The organism is Microcoleus sp. MON1_C5 (genome assembly GCF_036701875.1).
Taxonomy (GTDB): Bacteria; Cyanobacteriota; Cyanobacteriia; order Cyanobacteriales; family Microcoleaceae; genus Microcoleus.
This window is the reverse complement of sequence record NZ_JAUBRN010000070.1, coordinates 1-20322: the sequence shown is the minus strand read 5'-3', so window position 1 is coordinate 20322 and position 20322 is coordinate 1. Positions and strand designations below refer to the sequence as shown.

The following is a 20322-nucleotide window of genomic DNA, read 5'->3' as shown; positions in this document are numbered from 1 at the left end:
TCCGTCTGCATTCTTCCTTCTTGCCAAAGTTCAGAGAACATCCTGCAAGACTTTGCGGGTATGTCGCCAAGCTACCATGCCCATCACTGAGACCAAAAAGCCCAAACTCAGTAACACGATCCGCAAGCCGAGGTCATCCGATCGGACGGCTTTGCTGACAGCATCTGTCAGCGGGCCGGTAATCGCTAAAGGCACGCTCAGAGCAATATTAATCGCATTGTTTTCCAATCCAAAGACCTTGCCCCGCATAGATTCTGGAGTTTTTTCTTGAATCAGAGCCTGCATCGGCCCGTTAATTAACGAAGCACCAAAACCGAACAGAGCACTCAATCCGAATCCCACCCACAACTGTCGGGTAAAGGCAAACATTGCTAATACAAAACCCATCATCAAGAAACCGATTAACGGCAGAGGTTTGTGGTGGAACCGACTGCCCCAGTGTCCCAAAAAGCCTGCGCCGAAGACCATTCCGACTCCTGCTGCAGCTAGCAAAAAGCCAAATTGAGTTTCTTTGAGACCTATTTTGCCTGAAAGTGCGATCGCCAGCACCTGAAGCGCCGCAAACACGGAATACAAAATCGTCAACTGCACCATCGCGTTGCTGACAAGGTGATTGTGTTTCACATACCGCAAACCTTCCTTGAGGTCTTGCCAAGGATGGACGTTTTTGGCACTGCTGCCGACATGACCTTCTTTGATCTGCATGGCATAGATCAAACCTGCTGATATCAGGTACAACCCGCCCAGCAAAAACTCTTGAGAAGCTGATCCGAAGCTGTGTTTGACCCAACTAAACAGCGGTTCGCCGATCGTCATCCCGATAATGATCCCGCCCATTGTGGACGAGGCGAACAGAGCATTTGCTGACATCAGTCCCTCTCGCCCCACGACTAGGGGGACGGCTGCCGCTTCTGCTGGAGCAAAAAATTGCGTTACGGTAGAGATCAAAAACGTCATCGCCAACAAAACCACAAAAGCTTTGGGCAAAAACGGCAAAGCTACAATCAACCCGGCTCGAATCACATTGCAGGCGATCAGCATTTGCTTTTTGGAAAAGCGGTCTACGACGATACCGGCTGCGGAACCAAAGACGATCGCCGGCACTGTGTAGGCGATCATCACCGCTGACAGCATAGAATTTCCCGAATGCTGCCAAGAAACAGGCCAGGGTAGGTAGTCGCCTGTTTTTAGTAGAATAATCAGCAATACGTAAAAGATTTTATCCGCCACTTGGGCTAATAACTGGCCCGTCCACAAGGCGAGGAAGGGGCGATTTCTCAGTAGGGCATCAAGCCCGCTGCGGTCAGGAGGAGGGCTGGCTGGGTGCATAGGAATAGTTTAACTGACCGCCTCTGGCAATTATAGTTTTCAGCAATACGTGCAAATCTGACATAGCAAAGCGGAAACTCGGAAAACTCCTGTCTCCTGCGTTCTTTTTCTGTTTTAGCAGATCGGCGGGGGACGGCTGCTGCAGTCTTCTTAACTCTACCGCGATCAGCCGGAACCGAGAACCCGCTCGCCCGGAAAATCCGAGAAGATTGTTAAAGGTTGGCGTGCATTTCATCGCGAGTACAAGATAGGGTAATATACTTGACAAAATACTTGCTGCTGGCAGTGATATTAAAAGATGTCACGCCGATTAAGTAATATAACGAAGGTACTAACTGTTAGGAGTGAGAAACTTGAAAAAGGTTGAAGCTATTATTCGCCCCTTTAAACTAGACGAAGTGAAAATCGCACTCGTCAATGCTGGTATTGTGGGGATGACTGTTTCTGAAGTTAGAGGTTTTGGCCGTCAGAAGGGCATGACAGAACGCTATCGCGGTTCTGAGTACACCGTTGAGTTTTTGCAAAAGCTCAAAGTCGAGATTGTTGTGGAAAACGATCAGGTTGACATGGTGGTTGATAAAATTATCGCGGCTTCCCGCACGGGCGAGATTGGCGACGGCAAGATTTTCATCTCTCCTGTAGAACAAATTATTCGGATTCGGACTGGGGAAAAGAACTTGGAGGCAATCTAAGATACTGGGGCATTGGGCATTGGCCAAACAGGGCATTGGTAATTGGTCATCGGTAACTGGTCATTGCCAACGAAAAACCTCTTTCCTGTTTAGTTTTGATACCTAAGTGTCAATATCCAATGCCACAGTTACCCCCTGTTTTGGCTTTTTTCCGCATTACGGGTTGACAATATTAGCCATTTTTGGTAATAAAGCCTGGAATGCTCGGCCGCGGTGAGAGTGCGATCGCTTGATATCGGGTGTCATTTCGGCAAAAGTCTGTTGCTGTGCGGGTACGTAGAAAATGGGATCGTATCCGAAACCTCCCGTACCGCGAGGAGTCTCCAGGATTTCGCCTCGGCAAATTCCTTCTACTTGCAAGGCAATTGTACCGTCGGGACGGGCGATCGCGATCGCGCAAACAAATTGTGCTTCCCGGTTGTGTTCGCTTCCCAATTCTTTGAGAAGTCGAGATATCCTGTCAGCATCGGTTTTCCCGTAGCGTGCGGAGTAAATCCCAGGTTGGCCGTCGAGTGCGTCTACCATTAAACCAGAATCATCGGCGATCGACCATTTGCCCGTTGCTTTTGCCACTTCAGATGCCTTCAAGCAAGCATTAGCAATAAAAGTTTCGCCTGTTTCCTCGATTTCCAACTCTTCCGGTTTTAGTTCCAATTCCCATCCCAAATCCTGCAGGTAAACTTGCATTTCCTTGAGTTTACCCGGATTGCCCGTAGCTACAACTAGCAATTTGCGATCGGTCATTATTTCTCTTAAAACTTACGGCTCCATATTAACAAAAGATTGGGAAAATGGTTGCAACAAAATTCCCAAAATCTTATCAACATCTTGAATATAGTATTCAATCGGATCGATATAAACAGTAGTTTCCTCCAAAATCAAGAATTTCCAGTTAGTACCCGTCGTCACCGCGCCGTAAATGCGATCGACCTCACTGTCTTGGTTTCGATTGAAACATTGAGCCGCTACCATTGCGGCCACGCATTGGCCCAAACCGCCAATGATATCTTCCTTTTTTGCCTCAAAAATTGTTATAACCGGAGCACTGATGAACAATTGTTCTGAAGATCCGCTAATAATATAATCGCAAAATCCTTGCAAACCTCTTTCTGGATCGACAGTAAAATCCTTACCGGAAAAAAGAGAAACTCGTTTGTTTAACAATCGCCGAACTTCTGCTAAAATCGGGGCAATCAAAAATTCTGAACGAGCTTTTTCTGTGGAAATAAAAGTGGCTAGCGGTACATAATCAATCAGGATGGTTGTTAAAATTTCGGATGGTGAAACTCGTTTTGTCTCGGCAAATAAATTGCGACTTTCATCTAAGGTTAATCCAAAATCTTTTTTGACTCTCGCAAGGCTGAAATCGCTGTAAGCCATTTGCTTTTATCCTAAAATTAACCTGATATAGCAATAGTATTTCATTGTGAGTAAGATTTTTTAACGAACCGCGAAGACGCGAAGAAGAGAAGAGAAGAGAAGAGAAGAGAAGAGAAGAGAAAGAGTTCACAATTGATGGGAGGATTGCTACGGCAATACTTTTTTTAACCGCAGAGGGCGCAGAGGACACGGAGAAAGAGAGATTTGATCTCAAGTAATCCGCGTTCATCAGCGTTTATCTGCGGTTGAAAACTCTGATTAATTATGCGCCCAAGCTTTCGCCCAGTTTAAGTTTTGCATAACTTCTTTCAATGTCGCTGCTTCTGAATACAGCCGCAACACCGGTTCAGTACCGCTAAACCGAATTAACAGCCAGCTTCCGTCAGCCAAACGGAATTTATATCCGTCAACTTTGTTGCAATCTACAACTGCTTTGCCGGCGATTTCTGTTAAAGGTTGATTTTGCAGCAGCGACAGCAAACGCGACCTTTCTTCCATGTTTGCTAGGTGCAAGTCGATTCTGTCATAAGCTGAAGTAAAGCTTGTTTCTTGTTGGAGTCGGCTGTAAATGTCGCTTAAGTCTTCCCCGGATTTGACAACTGCTTCTAACAAGTACAACGCTGACAGCAAAGCATCTCGTTCGGGAATGTGCGTACCGTAGCCAATTCCTCCCGATTCTTCGCCGCCGACTAAGACTTGGGTGGTTAACATTCGATCGGCTATATACTTGTAACCGATCGGCGTTTCAAATAAAGGCAAGTCGTACAGCTTGGCAATTTTGGGAATTATGTCTGAACCGCTGACTGTTTTGATGACTTCCCCGGCCAACCCGCGCCGTTTTGCTAAATGTTCGATTAATATGGGAACTAGGATTTGTGAACTGAGAAAGTTGCCACTAGAGTCAACGGCTGCAATTCGATCGCTATCTCCGTCAAATACAAATCCGATCGACAAACCAGAACTTTTTCGCTGGTGAGTACGCATCACCCGAAATAACTGCGACAGGTAGCGCGGCAAAGGTTCCGGTGCACCGCCACCGAACAGCGGATCTCGATCGCTGTTGACTTCGTGCACTGTTTCTTCTAAAATTTGAGCTAATCCTCCGGCTGCGGCACCGTGCATTACATCTACAAATACTGTAATTTTGCCGCTGGCGATCGCTTCTTTAATCGCCTCAATATCTACCATTTCCCGCAATGTTTTGCAGTAAGCCGGCCAAGGATTGAAATTCTCCAATTTCCCGGGAGTTGCTGAAAGTGCCGCCGGATTGTCGAGTTTTGCTTCTATCTGTTGAGTAACTTCCGGCGAAACTGAACCGCCAAATCCCCCCTTGACTTTTAACCCTAAATATGCGCCGGGATTGTGGCTGGCTGTCAGGACGATCGCACCCAAAGCATTTAATTGTTTGGCAGCTAAACTGAAAGCTGGAGTGGGGGCGTAGGATTCGCTCAGCAGCACGTCAAATCCTGCGTTCTGGATGGCAACAGCCGCTGTTTTGGCAAAATCTTCAGCCAGAAACCGGCGGTCGTGACCGACAATTACGGTACCGCTGCTGCCATCGCTGCCGCCGGTTTGTGCGAGAACTTGTGCCGCTAAGGGAGCGACTAACGCCACGCGATCGAAGGTAAAATCGTCAGCAATGATGCCGCGCCAGCCATCTGTACCGAATTTAATAGGATTCATTTAGTCACAAGTCATGAGTCACCCGTCTATTTTATGGGTTTATTAGTCGATCGTCATCTGATTTTAGATTTTAGATTTTAGATTTTAGATTATGGAATTGCTCCCACAGCCTGTACTGTGGCTGTTGACTGTTGACTGCTGACTGTTAGCTGCTGACTGTTAGCTGTCATTAGCCTTGCTTGATAGATTATGTTGGGTTTCGTCCCTCAACCCAACCTACTAATTACTGTTAACTGCCAACTGCCAACTGTCAACTGTCAACTGTCAACTGACTAAAAGAATGCTGGTTGGTGGCGGATCAAATTCAGGAATTCTTCGCGAGTTTTCTGTTCATCTTGAAAGACGCCCAACATTGCACTCGTAACCGTCCAAGCACCGGGTTTTTGCACGCCCCGCATCGTCATGCACATATGGCTGGCTTCCATTACTACAGCTACTCCCTGCGGTTCCAATATTGTCTCAACTGCTTCGGCAATTTGGCGCGTCAAACGTTCTTGCACCTGCAACCGGCGGCTGTACATCTCGGCAATTCTGGCTAATTTGCTCAGTCCCACTACTTTTTGGTTGGGAATGTAAGCGATGTGAACTCGGCCCATAAACGGCAGCATATGGTGTTCGCACATACTGAATACGCTGATGTCTCGCACCAGTACCATTTCGTTGTGACCTTCGTCAAAGATAGCGCCGTTGAGGAGTTCTTCGAGGGATTGACTGTAGCCACTGGTGAGAAACCGCATTGCTTCTGCTACCCGCTTCGGGGTTTTGAGCAATCCTTCGCGTTCGGGGTCTTCCCCTACTCCCAGCAGCATTGTCCGAACGGCGGCCATCATTTCTTCCTGGCCTACTTCTGAGGGTACGGGTACGTTGGATTCTTGACCGTGCGATGAATTGCGATCGGGTCGAGTGGGGATGCGCGGGGGGTTATTATCTGCGGTTTGTAACAGTTTCATGCTGTCAGTCGAGAGTGAGTTCGAGCCATTGGAATCGGTGGAAGATGCAATTGTCATAACAATTTGGTGTGAGGGTGAATCGATATTTCGATTTTCGATTGGGGGATATAGCTAGAGATTCAAAGATTGTTGAATTCGAGAAAAATCCAGCAGTCTAAAATCTCAAGTTCACAAAACTCCTGCGTTGGACATGAGCGTGATTTCTTCAATTACTGCACTTGCTGGCAACTGAACTGCGTGCAGAATAGATTGGGCGACGATTTCTGGGGTTAACATGGCGGTGCGATCGAAGTCGGCGTGCACGGTGTCTGTGTCCCACATGGGAGTATTGACAGAACCCGGACAGATTGCTGTTACGCGAATTCCGTGAGCCCGTTCTTCGGCGGCTAAGGTTTTAGACAAAGCCATGAGACCGAATTTACTGACGCAGTAGGCTCCCCAGTTGGGGAAGGTTTGGCTGCCCGCGATCGAGGAAACGTTGATGATGATTCCCGATCCGCGATCGCGCATGGAGGGCAAAACTCCTAAAATGCACTGCCAAACGCTAGTTAGATTGAGGTCTAGAACGCTCTGCCACTCGGCTAGCGGCGTTTCGGTCAATGGGCCGGTGTAGCCCATGCCAGCGCTGTTGACCAGGATATCTACGGAACCCAATTGAGATGCGATCGCGCTGATGCTGCTTTGCACTTGCTCAATTTTGGCTAAGTCTAAGGGATAAGCTTCTGCTTTCACTCCGACTTCTCGGGCTGCTGCGGCAACGGCTTCTAAGTTTTCTGACTCTCGGCTAACTAATGCCAGATTTATGCCCTCGGCGGCGAACGCTAGAGCCGTCGCTTTGCCAATACCGCTGCTGGCTCCGGTAATCAGAGCCTGCTTTGTTGTTCGATGGTTCATTCAGTGTCCTAATACTTTCGCTCGGCAACTCCCTACAGCGTTGCAGCCTTCTGAGGCAAATTAGACAACTGTCGGCTGCGGGTGATAACAGTTAATTATGAGATGAACATTAAGAACTGTTAAGCCGTGTCACCTGAGAAATTATAACACTGCTGACAGAGCCGCAGAATAGTGAGTTATCAGTTATGAGTTGGAAGTTAAGGGATTGTTCACTACATAACTGATAACTCTGAATCGATCGGCTCAAGCAGAAATTTCAGTGAATACACCGATGTGGCGAAACTTTTGATACCGAAGCTCGCGTCGCTGCTGAGCCGTAAGCTGTGTCAGTTCTGCTAAGTTTTCCAACAAAGCTTGTTTGAGCATGGAAGCGGCTTTGAGGGGATTCGAGTGAGCGCCACCGATCGGCTCGGGTACTATTTGATCGAGAATGCCGAGGTTTTTCAAATCCCAGGAGGTGATTTTGAGGGCTTCTGCAGCCAAACTAGCTTTGCCAGAGTCTTTCCAGAGGATGGCCGCACAAGCTTCGGGGGTGGCAACGGTGTAGACGGAATGTTCCAGCATCAACAGCCGCTCGCCGACACCGATACCCAATGCGCCGCCGGAACCGCCTTCGCCGATGACGGTGCAGATGATGGGAACGTCAAGGCGAAACATTTCTCGGAGGTTGCAGGCGATCGCCTCTCCCTGTCCGAGCTGTTCTGCTTCTAAGCCCGCCCAAGCCCCGGGAGTGTCGATAAACGTGAAAATTGGCATTCCGAAGCGATCGGCGTGTTCCATCAACCGCAGGGCTTTGCGGTAGCCGCCGGGAGCAGCCATGCCGAAGTTGCGGGCGATATTGTCTTTAGTGTCACGACCTTTTTGATGGCCGATGATGACTGTGGGACGCCCGTCTATGCGGGCAATTCCGCCGACGAGGGCCGGGTCGTCTCCGCCGCGCCGATCGCCGTGAAGCTCGATCCACTCGTCGCTAATTGCCTGAATGTAATCGAGGGTGCTGGGGCGGCGTGGGTGACGGGCGAGTTGCAGCCGCTGCATGGGGGACAAGCTGCTGAAAATCTCTTGTCGCAGTTGTGTCGAGCGAGCTTCGAGTTTGCGAATTTCGTCGGTAACATCGACGCTGTTTTCTTCGGCGAGTTCGCGGATCTGGTGAATTCGGGTTTCTAGTTCCGCCAGCGGCTTTTCAAAATCTAGGAGTAGTGGTTTGCGGTCGGGGTTTGCCACGCTGATAATTTCTATAAGGTTTTGAGGTTTTGTCGATCGACTATTTTCCGATCCTACCCTGTCTGGGGATAGTAAAAAAGACGGAAAAATTGCCAACTTTGGGTTTTAAATTTTGTATGATATGAAATTTGGTCACATCATAATTATCATATAGCTATCCGGAAGCTCGCGCTGCACTCCGAAACATATTATTCCGATGCCAACGAAAGAGTCAACAGTTAAAATTTCCAATTTAACTGTTGACTCTTAACATCAAACTGACATTAATAAAGGTCGGAAACCGTGTTTGACAGAAATAAGACCGATTTGCTCCATCTTTTCCACAGTAATTTGATTCCGTCCCCAAGAAAAATTGGTATACAATTTTTCAAATTCCAGCAGCATTGATTCGGCAAAACACGCAAACAACTGTCGACCCGGTACATCCATATTGACAATCTTCATAATTTTCCACTCAATATCGAGGGAATGCTCCACAATCCCGCCATTTAGTACGTAAATTCCGGGATGCTGAACCTGAGTTGCCAAATTTTTCGGATAGCCACCGTCAATCAATAAACAGGGTTGCTTCAATGTCTTAGGGTCAATTTCTACTCCCTTTGGCATACTGGCTACCCACACTACAATATCCGCTTGGGGCAGGGCTTCTTCCAAATCCATGATTTTGCCGCGCCCCAATTCTGATTGCAAATCTTGCAATCGTTCTTTGTCGCGGGCAATGAGCAACAATTCTGCTACATTTGTTTTAACATTCAGCCAGCGACAGACAGCACTGCCAATATCGCCAGTAGCACCGCAAACGGCTACAGTGGCTTTTGAAAGTTCAATCCCCAATTTGGGGGCTGCTTCTTCTACTTGGCGGCAGAGGATATAAGCCGTGTGAGTGTTACCAGTGGTGAAGCGCTCGAACTCCAACTTGAGATTGCGAATTTGCTTAATTTGCTGCAAGTTGAAAGTCTCAAAAATGATCGAAGAAAAGCCGCCTAAAGCAGTGATGTTAATCCCGTGTTTTTGAGCGTGTGCCATCGCATTAAGGATTTTGCGAGTGGCTGCTTTAATCCGGCGAGTGGCGAGCATTTCTGGCAGAAAACAGGACTCCACATAGTGGCCTTCTATTTTTTGTCCAGTGATGCTTGTTACCGTGATATGATCAACTATTTGGGGCGGTGCGCTGCACCAAAAATCGAGACCTTGATCGGCATATTCTGGATAGCCCAGCTCGTTAGCTACTGATTGGGCGTGTTCTAAGCTGGTTAAGTGACCGATTAGACCAAACATTAAGTTGTCAAATGAAGGAAGATGGAAGGTGGAAGATGAAAGATGGAAGATGGAAGATGGGAAGATTAAAAATTTATATTTTAAAATGAGTTATCCCATTTTTAATTTTTAATTTTTAATTTTTTTCCCATTCCTTATTTCCGAATTAACTAGGCTGCGAGGCCTTGTGCTGACATCCGCATGATATCGCGGTTGTTAAAGCCTATGTTGCCTAGAGCTTCGCCGTAGGCAATCATAAAGTCTTCGATTAAAGCGTCTTTTTCCATTCCCAAGACGCGGGCATCGTCTGCGACAGCGTTTAGCAGTTTCCAGATGATGGGCAGGTTTTGGCGGTTGGCGGCTTCTAGTTCCGCTTTGGATTCCTCAAAGTGAGCTTGCAGCCAGACTTCCCCAAAGTTGAGGTGGCTGTATTCTTCTTTGACGACGCCTTCGGTGATTTTGCGAGCAAAGTCATCGGCGACGGGGATGTAGATGTTGTAAGCTGCGATCGCAAAACACTCGATAATTAGCGATTGAATCAACAAGCAAGTTACAATCTGACCTTGGGCCGCTGCCGTCTGGAAGTTTTTGTGCAGTTCCGAAAAGAACTCTTTGGCAAATGCCATGTCGGGCGTGACTTTAAGATTCCGGCCACAAGCTTGGAAGCCTTTCATGTGGCGGTTCTCCATCTTGGACAAGCCAACTAACTCTGCTTTTTTGTCCGCCAACAGTTCGGCCAGTGTCAGGTAATTGTCGTGAGCTTCTTGTTCGCCTTCTATCACAATGGCGTTGATGCGGCTGTAAGCATCTTTGTAAGTTTCGGTTTGAAAGTCAATTGTTGGGCTGGCCTCAAGCTGGGGCATAGATATGTATTCTCCTCATATAAGCTTGTGGGATGTTTGGAAACCCCTTTAAAATTGGGGGTCAGTGACAGTGCACTTTACCTTTTTTGAACGCACCCCATCTAAATCAGAGATTATAGCTGAGGATTCTTTCGACAAAGAACTTTTCTTTGACGTTCCGGGAAAAACTGGCGTCCTCAGCGTGTTTGCCGGACTTTTGCCGTCGAACACTCCAGAAAGACTATCGCTAGAATGCTATCTATTTACTAATTACTTGAATTAGTCGTTAGTCGATCTTGTGCCCGGAAATAGATGATAGAAATACGGTCTATGTCTCCACCTTTAAGGGTTTTACAGTACCAACTCTATCTGTAACATTATATCCTAACCACAACTTTCTCGCTTGGTACTCCTTCTTTCCCTCTACGACATATTATGTTGTTGTATGGGAATCCTCTGGGAGGCGATCGGGTTGTAGAACCTCACAGGCTTATTATTTTAGGTTAATTCACAAATTTATGGGTAAATCCTTTGACAGGTCTCAATCGCTGGAACTGCTGAGTTTTATTTTGTTGCTGGCGGGGGCTGCGCTGGTGCTGCTGCCGCTGGCTGCTGTATTTTTGGTTTCGCTGTCACCATCTGGTGTTGGTGTCAAGGCCACAGGCTTGACTTTGGCGAACTATCAGGAGGCTTGGCGACGGGGCAATTTTTTGTTGGCATTCCTTAATTCTACTCTAGTGGCGCTGGCAGTGACGGGTTTTCAGGTTGTGACTTCTGCTTTGGCCGGTTATGCTTTGGCCAGGCTGAAGTTTCGGGGGCGACAGGCGATTGTGTTGGGGGTTTTGGCAACGCTGGTAATTCCCTTTCAGCTTTTGGTGATTCCCATTTTCATGGTTTTGAAGTGGGGCCATCTGCTGAATACCTACGGGGCGCTGATTTTGCCTACGGCGGCTAACGGTTTTGGGATTTTTCTGCTGCGCCAGTATTTTATGACTGTTCCGGTGGAGTTGGAGGAGGCTGCAATGCTGGATGGGGCTAACCGCTGGCAGGTTTTGTGGCAGGTGATGTTACCTTTGGCCCGCCCTGCTTTGGTGACGCTGTTTTTGTTTACTTTTATCGGGGAGTGGAACGATTTGTTTAAGCCGCTGGTGTTTACGACGCGACCGGAGTTGCGGACTGTGCAGTTGGTTCTGGCGGAATTTCAGGAACAGTTTACTAGCAGTTGGCAGTTGTTGATGGCGGCGGTGGTAATTGGAACTGTGCCGGTGGTGTTGCTGTTTTTGGCCGGTCAACGGCAGTTTATTAGAGGGATTGCGGCGACGGGGATTAAGAATTGAGGTGGAGATGCTTGGCAATTAAGTTTGTAGTCATTTGTGGAACCATTCTCAAGAACAGGCTTTCCGGCCTGCTCCACAAGAACATTTAGTATTTGTGGAACAGGCATCTTGCCTGTTGCTGACATTGGTACAAGATGCGAGTTTGTTGTCACTCGGCCATTGAAATCGCTACTATACAAACGAAGTTCACTCCCAGCGGACTAAAAGATAAAGGGGATATCAAAGCTGTATTATGGGAATCTATGCAAAAGCTCGGTTTGTTTTTATTTGTCATATCTTTTTTGCCGTGGCTGGCAATCTTTTTGGTTGTGCCATTCCTGCCGCTGGACATTACCCAAAAAACTACTTTATCTGTCGTTCTGGCTGTTGGGGCGGAAGTTTGTTTTTGGATTAGCGTAGTGCTGTTGGGGAAAGAAGTAGTTACCAAATATCGGCGTTATTTGCATCCCCGCTATCTTTGGAAAAAACTCAGAAACTTTAACCGCAGATGAACAGGGTTCGACGCAGATAATGAGCCTGGATGTTGGCGCTTATCTGCGGTCAAGGTTGAGCTATTCGCTAAAAATTTGCAAGCGAATAGAGCGTTCTCCGTCTCCGAAATCCACTTCTATCTTTTCTCCCGAAAGAGTGTCCAAGCATCCCAAAAGCAGCCGCAAATTGGGTGTGCTTGCTCCTGTATCCACGTACAATCTATCTGCCAAACTGCCTAAACGCTTCCAAATTGTGTAGAGTTTGACTACTGTTTGTTCTAGCTGTGCTGCTTGTTTTACAACGTCGGCGGTGGTCCCCAAACAGCCTACTCGCAAAGATTCTTCTAGTGCCATTTCCATGTCTAAGTGAGACTGATTGAGAGCTTGCACTTGGGCGGCGGCGTCGAGATATTTTGATAAGTTCTTGGCGTCGGATGTTAGCTGTTTGACAGTATCTACGTCGGGATTTTCTGCTACTTCTTTTTGAATTTCGCTTTGGTGAGATGGGGAAAGTTTCTCCATTTCTTTGACTAAAGGAGCGAGGTAGCGGGAAGGTAGAGAACCGGTAGATGCTTTTTCTTTGACTTCTTCTGGCAATAAATCTGAGTTCATTGCCATCCATTCGTCGGAGAGTTGTTTGACTTCGCGGCGGGTGATGCGATCGCCACTTGCTGCGGCATCTGTTACCATTTGCTGGACTTCGGGAGATGCTTTGGCGGTTTCTACAAAGGCTCTTTTGCTGAAGTTTCTAATGGAATTTGGGTCTAAATCTCCTTGCTGGATCAGAGTGTCGGCACTATTAGCTAATTCTATCAAAGAATAGGCTTGACTTTTGCCAATTTCTCTTTCTTTGAGCCAGTTCAAAAAGCCAGTGCCGCGTCCTTCGCCGCCTTTTTTTTCTCTGTCTCTAACTGTTCGGAGAATGCGTCCCCGCCAAATGTCGGTTTGCAAGTCGAAGCGATCGCACACTTTCCAGGCATTGTCAACCTGATTTTCAAAATCAAACTCTGGTATTTGTTCGTCTTCGGGGTCTGGCAATTGGAAATTGATATCGGTAAAGCCGTTGAGGGCTTCTGCAAGTTCTGCGGGATTTAGGGGGACTTCAGCCATTAGGAAAAAATTGTGTAGTGCAACAGCCGGTTTAATTTGGAACTTGCACGGGTTGACAGTTGAGACGCTATATGTAGCGGTAAGGTAGGCAAGATTTACCTACTAATAGAGTTTTTGTGCAAGTCATATTATTATTGCACGATGGAGGGCGATTGGGCGATCGCTACCTGCACAAAAAATATTCTCCGAGATTGGCCGCACAGCGTCGCAACAATCAAAAAGTCGGTAACACAGATAGTCGGCTATTTTGAATAAAGAGCCACTAACGGGATAGTTAAAGGAACTAATTACCAACTACAACGGCGATACTTTATCGCGTTCAACCTCCTCGCCTGCAGTCGTTTTTCCATTCACAATTATTGTGCCATCATTCGGTATATTGTCTAGTCGATCGCGCTTCCGAAAGCGATCGCGAGCCGAGACAACCACCACATACAGAACCGGCACCATAAACAAACTCAAGACAGTAGAAACAACCATCCCCCCCGCGATCGCATTCCCTAGCGATCGGCGGCTCGCTGCACCCGCACCTTCTGGGTTAACCAGAGGAGCAATACCCAAAACGAAAGCCAGAGAAGTCATCAAAATCGGTCGTAAACGCTCTTGAGAAGCCTCAACTGCCGCCTTAGTAATTGAATATCCCTGCTCTCGTAACTGGTTAGCAAACTCCACGATTAAAATCGCATTTTTACTAGCCAACCCAATCAACATCACCAAACCAATCTGGCAATAAACATCATTCGCCAAACCCCGCCACGACTGAGCTAAAAGAGCACCTAAAATCGCCAGAGGCACCGATAGCAAAATAATGAAAGGATCGACATAATTTTCGTACTGAGCCGCCAACACCAAAAATACAAAAATCAGCCCCAAACCGAAAATAATCGGTGCTTGACCGCCCGACTCAATTTCTTCTAAAGAACTCCCCGACCATTCATAGCCAAAACCCGACGGCAAAACTTCAGCCGACACCTTTTCCATCGATTTTAGCGCCTGTCCAGAACTCGCTCCCGGAGCCGGAGTGCCAGTAATTTCAATTGACCTATATAAATTGTAGTGGTTAACACTTTGCGCCCCCACCACCGGAGTGATCTTCACCAAATTGCTCAAAGAAATCATTTCATTCTTTCCAGAACGCACATACAATTTCCCAATATCTTCAGGGTTATCACGAAACTGTTTATCCGCCTGAACATAGACCCGATAATTGCGCTGCTGGAGATTAAAATCATTCACATACTGAGCCCCCAGAGCCGTTTGTAGCGTACTGAAAACATCATTAATGGGAATATCTAGAGCCTTAGCTCGATTGCGGTCAACTTCCACAATTAACTGAGGCGTATTCGCAGCAAACGTACTAAATACCGCCTGCAATCCCGGTGTCTGATTTGCCTGCTTCAAAATCCCGCCCATAGTCTGGACTAAGCCATCTAAACCGCTGTTACCTTTGCGGTCTTGCAATTGAAATTGGAAACCCCCAAATTGACCTAAACCTTGAATTGCAGGCGGATTCACGGGGAAAATTCTCGCTTCGGGAATCGAGAAAAACTTACCCCGCAACTTACCAATAATCGCTTGTACAGTTTGATCTTCTCCGTGACGTTCTTCCCAGCCTTTAAGTGTAGTAAATATAATCCCCTGGTTGGAACTGTTACCACTAAAACCAAAGCCACCTACAGAAAAAGTCCCCACAACTTCAGGAACTTTGAGGATTTCTTGTTCAACTTTGTCCATCACCTGCTGGGTGTATTGCAGTGAAACACCTTGAGGCCCTTGAATAATTGTCAGAAAGTAACCCTGGTCTTCCTCTGGGATAAATGCTGTCGGTACTGCTAAATAAAGCCAAGCGGTGAATCCCAGAGAAGCGATAAACAACAGGGTAACAATGGTTTTAAATCGTGTTAAGAATATTAAGGAATCTCTATATTTCTTTTGCGTCCAATCAAGAAAAATATTAATCCGGTTAAACACCCAACCCAACGGGCCGCCAAACTTCTTACCTGGGCGCAGTAATATAGCGGCAAGTGAGGGAGTAAGAGTAACCGCCATAAAGGTAGAAAGCAGGACTGAAAAAGCAATTGTCAGGGCAAATTGTTTATAGAGTGCTCCCGTTGTCCCTGGGAAAAATGCCACGGGTACGAACACGGCCATCAATACTAAGGAAGTAGCAATTACAGCACTAAAAAGTTCCCGCATTGACTCGGAAGCTGCTTGGCGGGCATTCATACCTTGGCGGACTAGACGGTCAATATTTTCGACTACGATGATAGCGTCATCAACCACTAAACCTGTTGCTAAGGTAAGACCAAATAGAGACAAACTGTTAATCGTAAACCCGAAAGCTTTGATAAAGGCAAATGTCCCTATCAAGGAAATGGGAATTGTGAGGGTGGGAATAATCGTAGTGCGCCAATCTTGCAGGAAAACAAAAATAACTATCACCACTAGCAAGACTGCTTCAAACAGAGTTTTGACTACTTCTGCCATTGACTCTTGGACAAATTGAGTCGTATCTAGTGCGGTTCTATGTATCACCCCGGGAGGGAAGTTTTTAGCTAATTTTGCCATTTCGGCTCTGACGGCCTGGGCAACATTTAGAGCATTACTCCCTGGCAATTGGTAAATCCCTAAACCCACCGCGTCATTACCTCGGAATCGCAGGAAAGAGTTATAATTTTCTGCTCCTAATTCTGCTCTACCGACATCTTTCAACTTAATTAAAGTTCCATTTGCTTCGCTTTTAATAACTATGTCTTCAAATTCTGTAGGGCTTTTGAGACGACTTTCTGCACTCAAATCAATCTGATACATTTGCCCCTCGGGAGCTGGTTCTTGACCAATTCGTCCTACACCAACTTGCAAGTTTTGTTCATTAATTGCTCTTGTTACATCTTGCATTGTTAGATTACGAGCAGCTAATTTATTGGGGTCGATCCACAGGCGCATAGCATAGCGTCTTTCCCCAAAAATCCGCACGTCGCCCACGCCTTTTACTCTCTTTAAAGTATCTGCTAAATAGAGGTCGGCGTAGTTACTTAAAAATATGGTATCGTATTCTTTATTTTCGGTGAATAATCCTATAGCCAGCAGCAGGCTGTTAGATTGTTTTGTAACTGTAACTCCTGTGCGTTGTACGACATCTGGCAGTTGTGGTTGAGCAACTGCAACTCGATTTTGCACATCGACTGCGGCGATATCTTTGTTGCGGGAAGTATCAAAGGTGGCTGTAATGGTGCTAGTTCCACTGTTGGTGCTACTGGAAGTTAGATATTTCAGTCCTTCAATGCCGTTGATTTGCCTTTCTAGGATGTTTGTTACCGCATTTTCGACAACTTCAGCATTCGCACCGCTATAGTTGGCTGTGACGTTGATTTGGGTGGGGCTGATGTCGGGGAAGCGTTCGATCGGCAATGTAGGTATGCTGATTGCGCCTATCAAAACAATAATAAAGGCGCAGACGCTAGCAAAGACAGGTCGTTTAATAAAGAAATCTGCAAACATTATTTGGGTAATGGGTAGTTGCGGATGGCTAATGAGTAATTGCTAATGGTGTTCGGAATTTAAGGATTTAAGGATGAACAGGATTAATTTTAGTCACCCTCAATTTAATCCTGTAAATCTTGAAAATCTTGTTCATCCTACTTCAGATATTAATTTTTGCTACCCACTGGTAATTTGGTCTTTTTCTCTTCTGGCACCTCTGGTTGTTGAGCCATAATCGGAACACCGTCTGTGAGGTTAAGGATGCCTGCGGTAACAATTTTTTCGCCTGCTTGCAAACCTTCGATAACTTGATAATTATTCCCCTCAATGGCTCCCAATTTCACGGACTTTTGCCGTGCTATTAAAGGTGGCGCTCCAGGTTGTGGCTGTTCTGGCTTTTGAGCTGTGAAGACAAAAGTTTCTCCACCTAAGCGAGTGACTGCTGTTACTGGAACTAAAATTCCGGGGTTCTGTTTCCAGATGACTTTAGCTTTTACAAACTGGAGATTAAGCAGTTCGCCAGTGGGGTTGGGAAAGGTGGCTTTAGCTAAAATTGTTTGGGAATTGGCGCTGACGTTGGGGGAGATAAAGCTGATTTGACCTTGGGCGATCGCCTTACCTTGAGCGTCGAGCATTTGTACTGGCAGCCCTAAGCGTAATTGAGGCTGCCGTTCCAAAGGAATTGATAACCGCAAGTCTAGCAATTGGTTCTCTGTCAGGGTGGCAATGGCGTTGCCTTTTTGCAAGTAATCACCTACTTTCACTGGTATGTCGCCTATGACTCCCGCGAAGGGCGCGATGACAGCAGTTTCTTGTAGTTGTACTTCAAAGCCGCGCACTTGAGCGGCGGCCTCGGCAACTTGCGCTTGGGCTTGATCGATCTGTTCTTGGCGAGTACCGTTGGCTAACTGCGCCAATCTGCTCTTGGCTTGTGCGACTTCTGCTTCGGCTTTGGCTATTTCCTCTGGGCGCGAACCGTTTTGCAATTGTCGCAAAGCTTGCCGCTGCTGTTGCAAGGCTGCTGTCCGGCGCTCGATCTCGGCTTGTCTGTTCTTTTGCCGCTGCTCGAACCGCCTTTGAGCTTCTCGGAGATTGGCTTTGGCGGTGCCTTCTTTTTGGGTGTATTGTTCGAGGGTGTTGGCGGATTCTGCGCCTTCTTTTGCCAATGCCTGATATCTGGCAAGCTGCTGGGTGGCTAACTTTGCTTCGGCTGTGCTTGCCTCTATTTGCGCTCTTGCTTGGGCGATGTCTTCTAAGAGGCTACCTGTTTGGGCGTCGGCGAGGTCGGCTTCAGCTTGGCTAACGCGGGCTTGGGCTTGACCAATTTCTTCTGGCCGAGAGCCCGATCGCAGTTGGGCTAGGTTGGCTTGGGCTTGGGCGACTTGGGCTTGAGCTTGGGCGATTTCTTCGGGCCTGGCTCCTGCTTGCAATTCGGCTAAATGGGATTGAGCGCGGATCAGGTTGGCTTGGGATTGCCTCAAGTCAGCTTGGGCGCTGTCGCTTTTCATGCGGGCGATGGCTTGCCCTTTGTTTATGAAGTCCCCGGATTTGACAAAAATCTCCGTGACTAGCCCTTCTACTTCGGGTTTGATTTGTACCGAACGCTTGGCTTCTAAGCTGCTGACAAATTCCGAGGAATCTTGGACTGAGCTGGTTTGTACGGCTGCGAGCTTGACTGGTATGCCTGGGGGTTGGGCTGCTGCTGCCGGTTGCTGTGCGCGATTATGACCCGATTGCCACGAGTACCAGCCGAAACCTGCTGCGCCTGTGGCGATCGCGAGCGCGGCAATTAGGGGCCAGCGCGATCGTCGTTTAGCAACAGGTTCGGGGCGATCGGCAACGGCGCGAAAATCCTGCGCTTGATCGCTGTCTGCATCGGTTGGGTGCTGTTCGGGTTTAGCAACAGGTTGGGGGCGATCGGCAAGGGGGGCCAAATCCTGCGCTCGATCACTGTCTGCATTGGTTGGGTGAAGTTCCGGTGTGGCAGATTTTTGCTCTTGGGCTTCAACGACAGATTCTGGGGATTTAGAATAACTCATGGGCAGCACCACTTAGATTTTTTTTAACTTCTGACTTACTGAGACTTGGGCGGAATATTTGATTTTCCGGCGCCCCCTCAAACATGGGGGAATAAGGACAAGGGATTTTAAACAGGATGGAATCGGGAAAGTACCTTTTTAATGAGGTTGGGGTATGTGCAGGGCTTTACTCCGATCGCAGTTAGCAAAGCCAGGGAGTGATTCTTTTTAGGAAAGCGTCTTGTTATTTTTCAAAAGTTACGATGGCAGGAATGATTACACATCCTTCTTATGACTCACCTGAATGGGTGAGTTGGAAGCGTTTTTCCTTGGAGTCGGCGGATTCAGCGAAGGTGAGGGAGTCACGCACTCCGGAGATCGCGCTTCTTTCCTTGGCTAGTTGCTCGGTTAACCACTCTATCTCTGACGCCAGCACTGACTTGCAGCGATCGCCAGAGGCGAATTGATAGTCGTCGGTTAGTGGATATTCGCTTTTGAGGCTTTCGATGTAGTCTTGCCGGGTGTAACAGGCTCGCAAGCGGTGTTCCAATAGCTTCAGCCGTTCTTCGGGTTCTAAGTTACCAAAAAAGAAAAACTTAATTCGGAACCGGGAACCACTGTTAACCCAGCTTTCTTGAGGGTGTTCGAGCATTTTTTGCCGCCAGAGTTCGCGCCCTTTGGCGGTAATTCCGTAGATTTTGCGCGGACAGCCCGCATCTCCGGCTTCTTCGGCTATTACCGAAATCTCCCCTCGCTCTTCCAAGCGCTTCAGCAGCGGGTAAATCGCTCCGTAGTTGACGCTGATGCAACTGCTCATAAACAGCTCCAGTTGTTGCTTTAACCGATAGCCGTGGAGGGGTTGCAACTGTAGCAGCCCAAGGGCTGATAATTCAAGCATTTATATCAATTTGATATTATAGTCTGGATTATATCACTATATCGGACTCAAGGGCGATCGGGTCAATACCGAGTTTAAAATAAAATTTATACCTTATACCATATTAAGTAATATTTGTCAACAGTTTTAAGATATATTTTTTGAGTTCAACAAAGGGCGATCGCTTTACTTTTTATTATAAAACCCATTTGAGATATAACAAGAGTGGGGATTCACCTCGATTTCGGTCAAAGACCAGACAGCATCTCAGTTGTTTCAAAAGTGAGATGCTGTCTGGTCTTTGATGTCTCATAAGTGCTTTAATAAACTTTGCTCAACAGAGCCGATTTCTGCCACATATCTCTTCTTGGTAAGAGGTTGCGAACTTTTATTAATATGGGTTGATTGAACTTTAAAACGCTGACACATTTTAGTATGTATTGAAGATTGCTCGCACCCGCTGTTTTTTGGTAGCTGATACTGATATTATTTTTCTCAAGTATTGCAGCAAAAAAGTCTTGGGCTTGTTTCCACTCGCCCTGTTTGTAATGTACGGATATGTAAAATTATCGCTCTTTGTTTAGGAATAAAAAAAAGCAACGCAGCCTACGGGTAGTTAACCTCCGATTTTTTCCCTGCTATTAATCATCCTCAAAGAGGGTTTTTAAGGAATAGTTTCCCCGATTATATGCTATTAATTTCAGGGGGTGACAACCCCGTCAAGACCCATAGCTAACAAAGGTTAGACCGATTTATGGTAAAAAAAGATGGGGTCA

Annotated in this window: 19 protein-coding genes; 5 read left to right on the top strand and 14 right to left on the bottom strand. The window is 47.0% G+C overall.

The features are described 5' to 3' along the window. Positions 1-30 precede the first annotated feature (30 nt). Positions 31-1329 carry an MFS transporter gene (locus QUA71_RS24930; protein ID WP_333289194.1) on the bottom strand — a complete coding sequence of 433 codons (1299 nt, stop codon included), beginning with the start codon at positions 1327-1329 and terminating at the stop codon, positions 31-33. Further along, positions 1304-1597, bottom strand: coding sequence for a hypothetical protein (locus QUA71_RS24925; RefSeq protein WP_333289192.1), 294 nt, complete (start codon positions 1595-1597; stop codon positions 1304-1306). The genes QUA71_RS24930 and QUA71_RS24925 overlap by 26 nt, the downstream gene beginning before the upstream one ends. An 85-nt stretch (positions 1598-1682) precedes the next feature. Between QUA71_RS24925 and QUA71_RS24920 the strand changes: the two genes are divergently transcribed. Next, on the top strand, positions 1683-2021 hold the full coding sequence (locus QUA71_RS24920; RefSeq protein ID WP_006633346.1) for a P-II family nitrogen regulator: 339 nt from the start codon (positions 1683-1685) through the stop codon (positions 2019-2021). Between the two features lie 156 nt (positions 2022-2177). Here the strand turns inward: QUA71_RS24920 and rdgB are convergent, their stop codons facing one another. The 8 genes from rdgB to QUA71_RS24880 all read right to left on the bottom strand — a co-directional run bounded on the left by rdgB (position 2178) and on the right by QUA71_RS24880 (position 10272). Next, entirely contained in the window at positions 2178-2765 is a 588-nt protein-coding gene (gene rdgB, locus QUA71_RS24915; RefSeq protein ID WP_190658756.1) for an RdgB/HAM1 family non-canonical purine NTP pyrophosphatase, read from the bottom strand. Positions 2766-2780: 15 nt separating this feature from the next. After that, positions 2781-3401 carry a hypothetical protein gene (locus tag QUA71_RS24910; protein WP_333289190.1) on the bottom strand — a complete coding sequence of 207 codons (621 nt, stop codon included), beginning with the start codon at positions 3399-3401 and terminating at the stop codon, positions 2781-2783. A gap of 258 nt (positions 3402-3659) precedes the next feature. Continuing rightward, positions 3660-5084 (bottom strand): phosphoglucomutase/phosphomannomutase family protein, encoded by a 1425-nt coding sequence (locus QUA71_RS24905; RefSeq protein WP_333289188.1) that lies wholly within the window; start codon positions 5082-5084, stop codon positions 3660-3662. Between the two features lie 272 nt (positions 5085-5356). Continuing rightward, entirely contained in the window at positions 5357-6091 is a 735-nt protein-coding gene (gene folE / locus QUA71_RS24900; RefSeq protein ID WP_333289186.1) for a GTP cyclohydrolase I FolE, read from the bottom strand. Positions 6092-6202: 111 nt separating this feature from the next. Beyond that, positions 6203-6928, bottom strand: coding sequence for an SDR family oxidoreductase (locus QUA71_RS24895; RefSeq protein ID WP_333289183.1), 726 nt, complete (start codon positions 6926-6928; stop codon positions 6203-6205). Between the two features lie 243 nt (positions 6929-7171). Further along, on the bottom strand, positions 7172-8152 hold the full coding sequence (gene accA / locus QUA71_RS24890; RefSeq protein ID WP_190738252.1) for an acetyl-CoA carboxylase carboxyl transferase subunit alpha: 981 nt from the start codon (positions 8150-8152) through the stop codon (positions 7172-7174). Between the two features lie 252 nt (positions 8153-8404). Further along, entirely contained in the window at positions 8405-9430 is a 1026-nt protein-coding gene (locus QUA71_RS24885) for a long-chain acyl-[acyl-carrier-protein] reductase (protein WP_006633353.1), read from the bottom strand. A gap of 149 nt (positions 9431-9579) precedes the next feature. Continuing rightward, on the bottom strand, positions 9580-10272 hold the full coding sequence (locus QUA71_RS24880) for an aldehyde oxygenase (deformylating) (RefSeq protein ID WP_190738253.1): 693 nt from the start codon (positions 10270-10272) through the stop codon (positions 9580-9582). A gap of 70 nt (positions 10273-10342) precedes the next feature. Here QUA71_RS24880 and QUA71_RS24875 point away from each other — a divergent pair, with 70 nt between their 5' ends. From QUA71_RS24875 to QUA71_RS24865, 3 genes are all read left to right on the top strand, one after another. Continuing rightward, complete coding sequence (locus QUA71_RS24875) at positions 10343-10534, top strand: hypothetical protein (RefSeq protein ID WP_190738254.1); 192 nt, start codon at positions 10343-10345, stop codon at positions 10532-10534. Positions 10535-10769: 235 nt separating this feature from the next. Then, positions 10770-11588, top strand: a complete 819-nt coding sequence (locus QUA71_RS24870; RefSeq protein ID WP_333214856.1) for a carbohydrate ABC transporter permease — start codon at positions 10770-10772, stop codon at positions 11586-11588. A gap of 242 nt (positions 11589-11830) precedes the next feature. Beyond that, positions 11831-12079, top strand: coding sequence for a transporter suffix domain-containing protein (locus QUA71_RS24865; RefSeq protein WP_190658766.1), 249 nt, complete (start codon positions 11831-11833; stop codon positions 12077-12079). A gap of 60 nt (positions 12080-12139) precedes the next feature. Here QUA71_RS24865 and QUA71_RS24860 read toward each other — a convergent pair whose 3' ends face one another. Then, complete coding sequence (locus QUA71_RS24860) at positions 12140-13168, bottom strand: hypothetical protein (protein ID WP_333045310.1); 1029 nt, start codon at positions 13166-13168, stop codon at positions 12140-12142. A gap of 116 nt (positions 13169-13284) precedes the next feature. Between QUA71_RS24860 and QUA71_RS24855 the strand changes: the two genes are divergently transcribed. Further along, positions 13285-13419 carry a hypothetical protein gene (locus QUA71_RS24855; protein WP_333289180.1) on the top strand — a complete coding sequence of 45 codons (135 nt, stop codon included), beginning with the start codon at positions 13285-13287 and terminating at the stop codon, positions 13417-13419. Between the two features lie 43 nt (positions 13420-13462). Here QUA71_RS24855 and QUA71_RS24850 read toward each other — a convergent pair whose 3' ends face one another. From QUA71_RS24850 to QUA71_RS24840, 3 genes are all read right to left on the bottom strand, one after another. Beyond that, complete coding sequence (locus QUA71_RS24850) at positions 13463-16669, bottom strand: efflux RND transporter permease subunit (RefSeq protein WP_333289178.1); 3207 nt, start codon at positions 16667-16669, stop codon at positions 13463-13465. A 149-nt stretch (positions 16670-16818) separates the two neighbouring features. Beyond that, on the bottom strand, positions 16819-18690 hold the full coding sequence (locus QUA71_RS24845) for an efflux RND transporter periplasmic adaptor subunit (protein ID WP_333289176.1): 1872 nt from the start codon (positions 18688-18690) through the stop codon (positions 16819-16821). A gap of 268 nt (positions 18691-18958) precedes the next feature. Beyond that, on the bottom strand, positions 18959-19567 hold the full coding sequence (locus QUA71_RS24840; RefSeq protein ID WP_333289174.1) for a PadR family transcriptional regulator: 609 nt from the start codon (positions 19565-19567) through the stop codon (positions 18959-18961). Between the last annotated feature and the right edge of the window lie 755 nt (positions 19568-20322).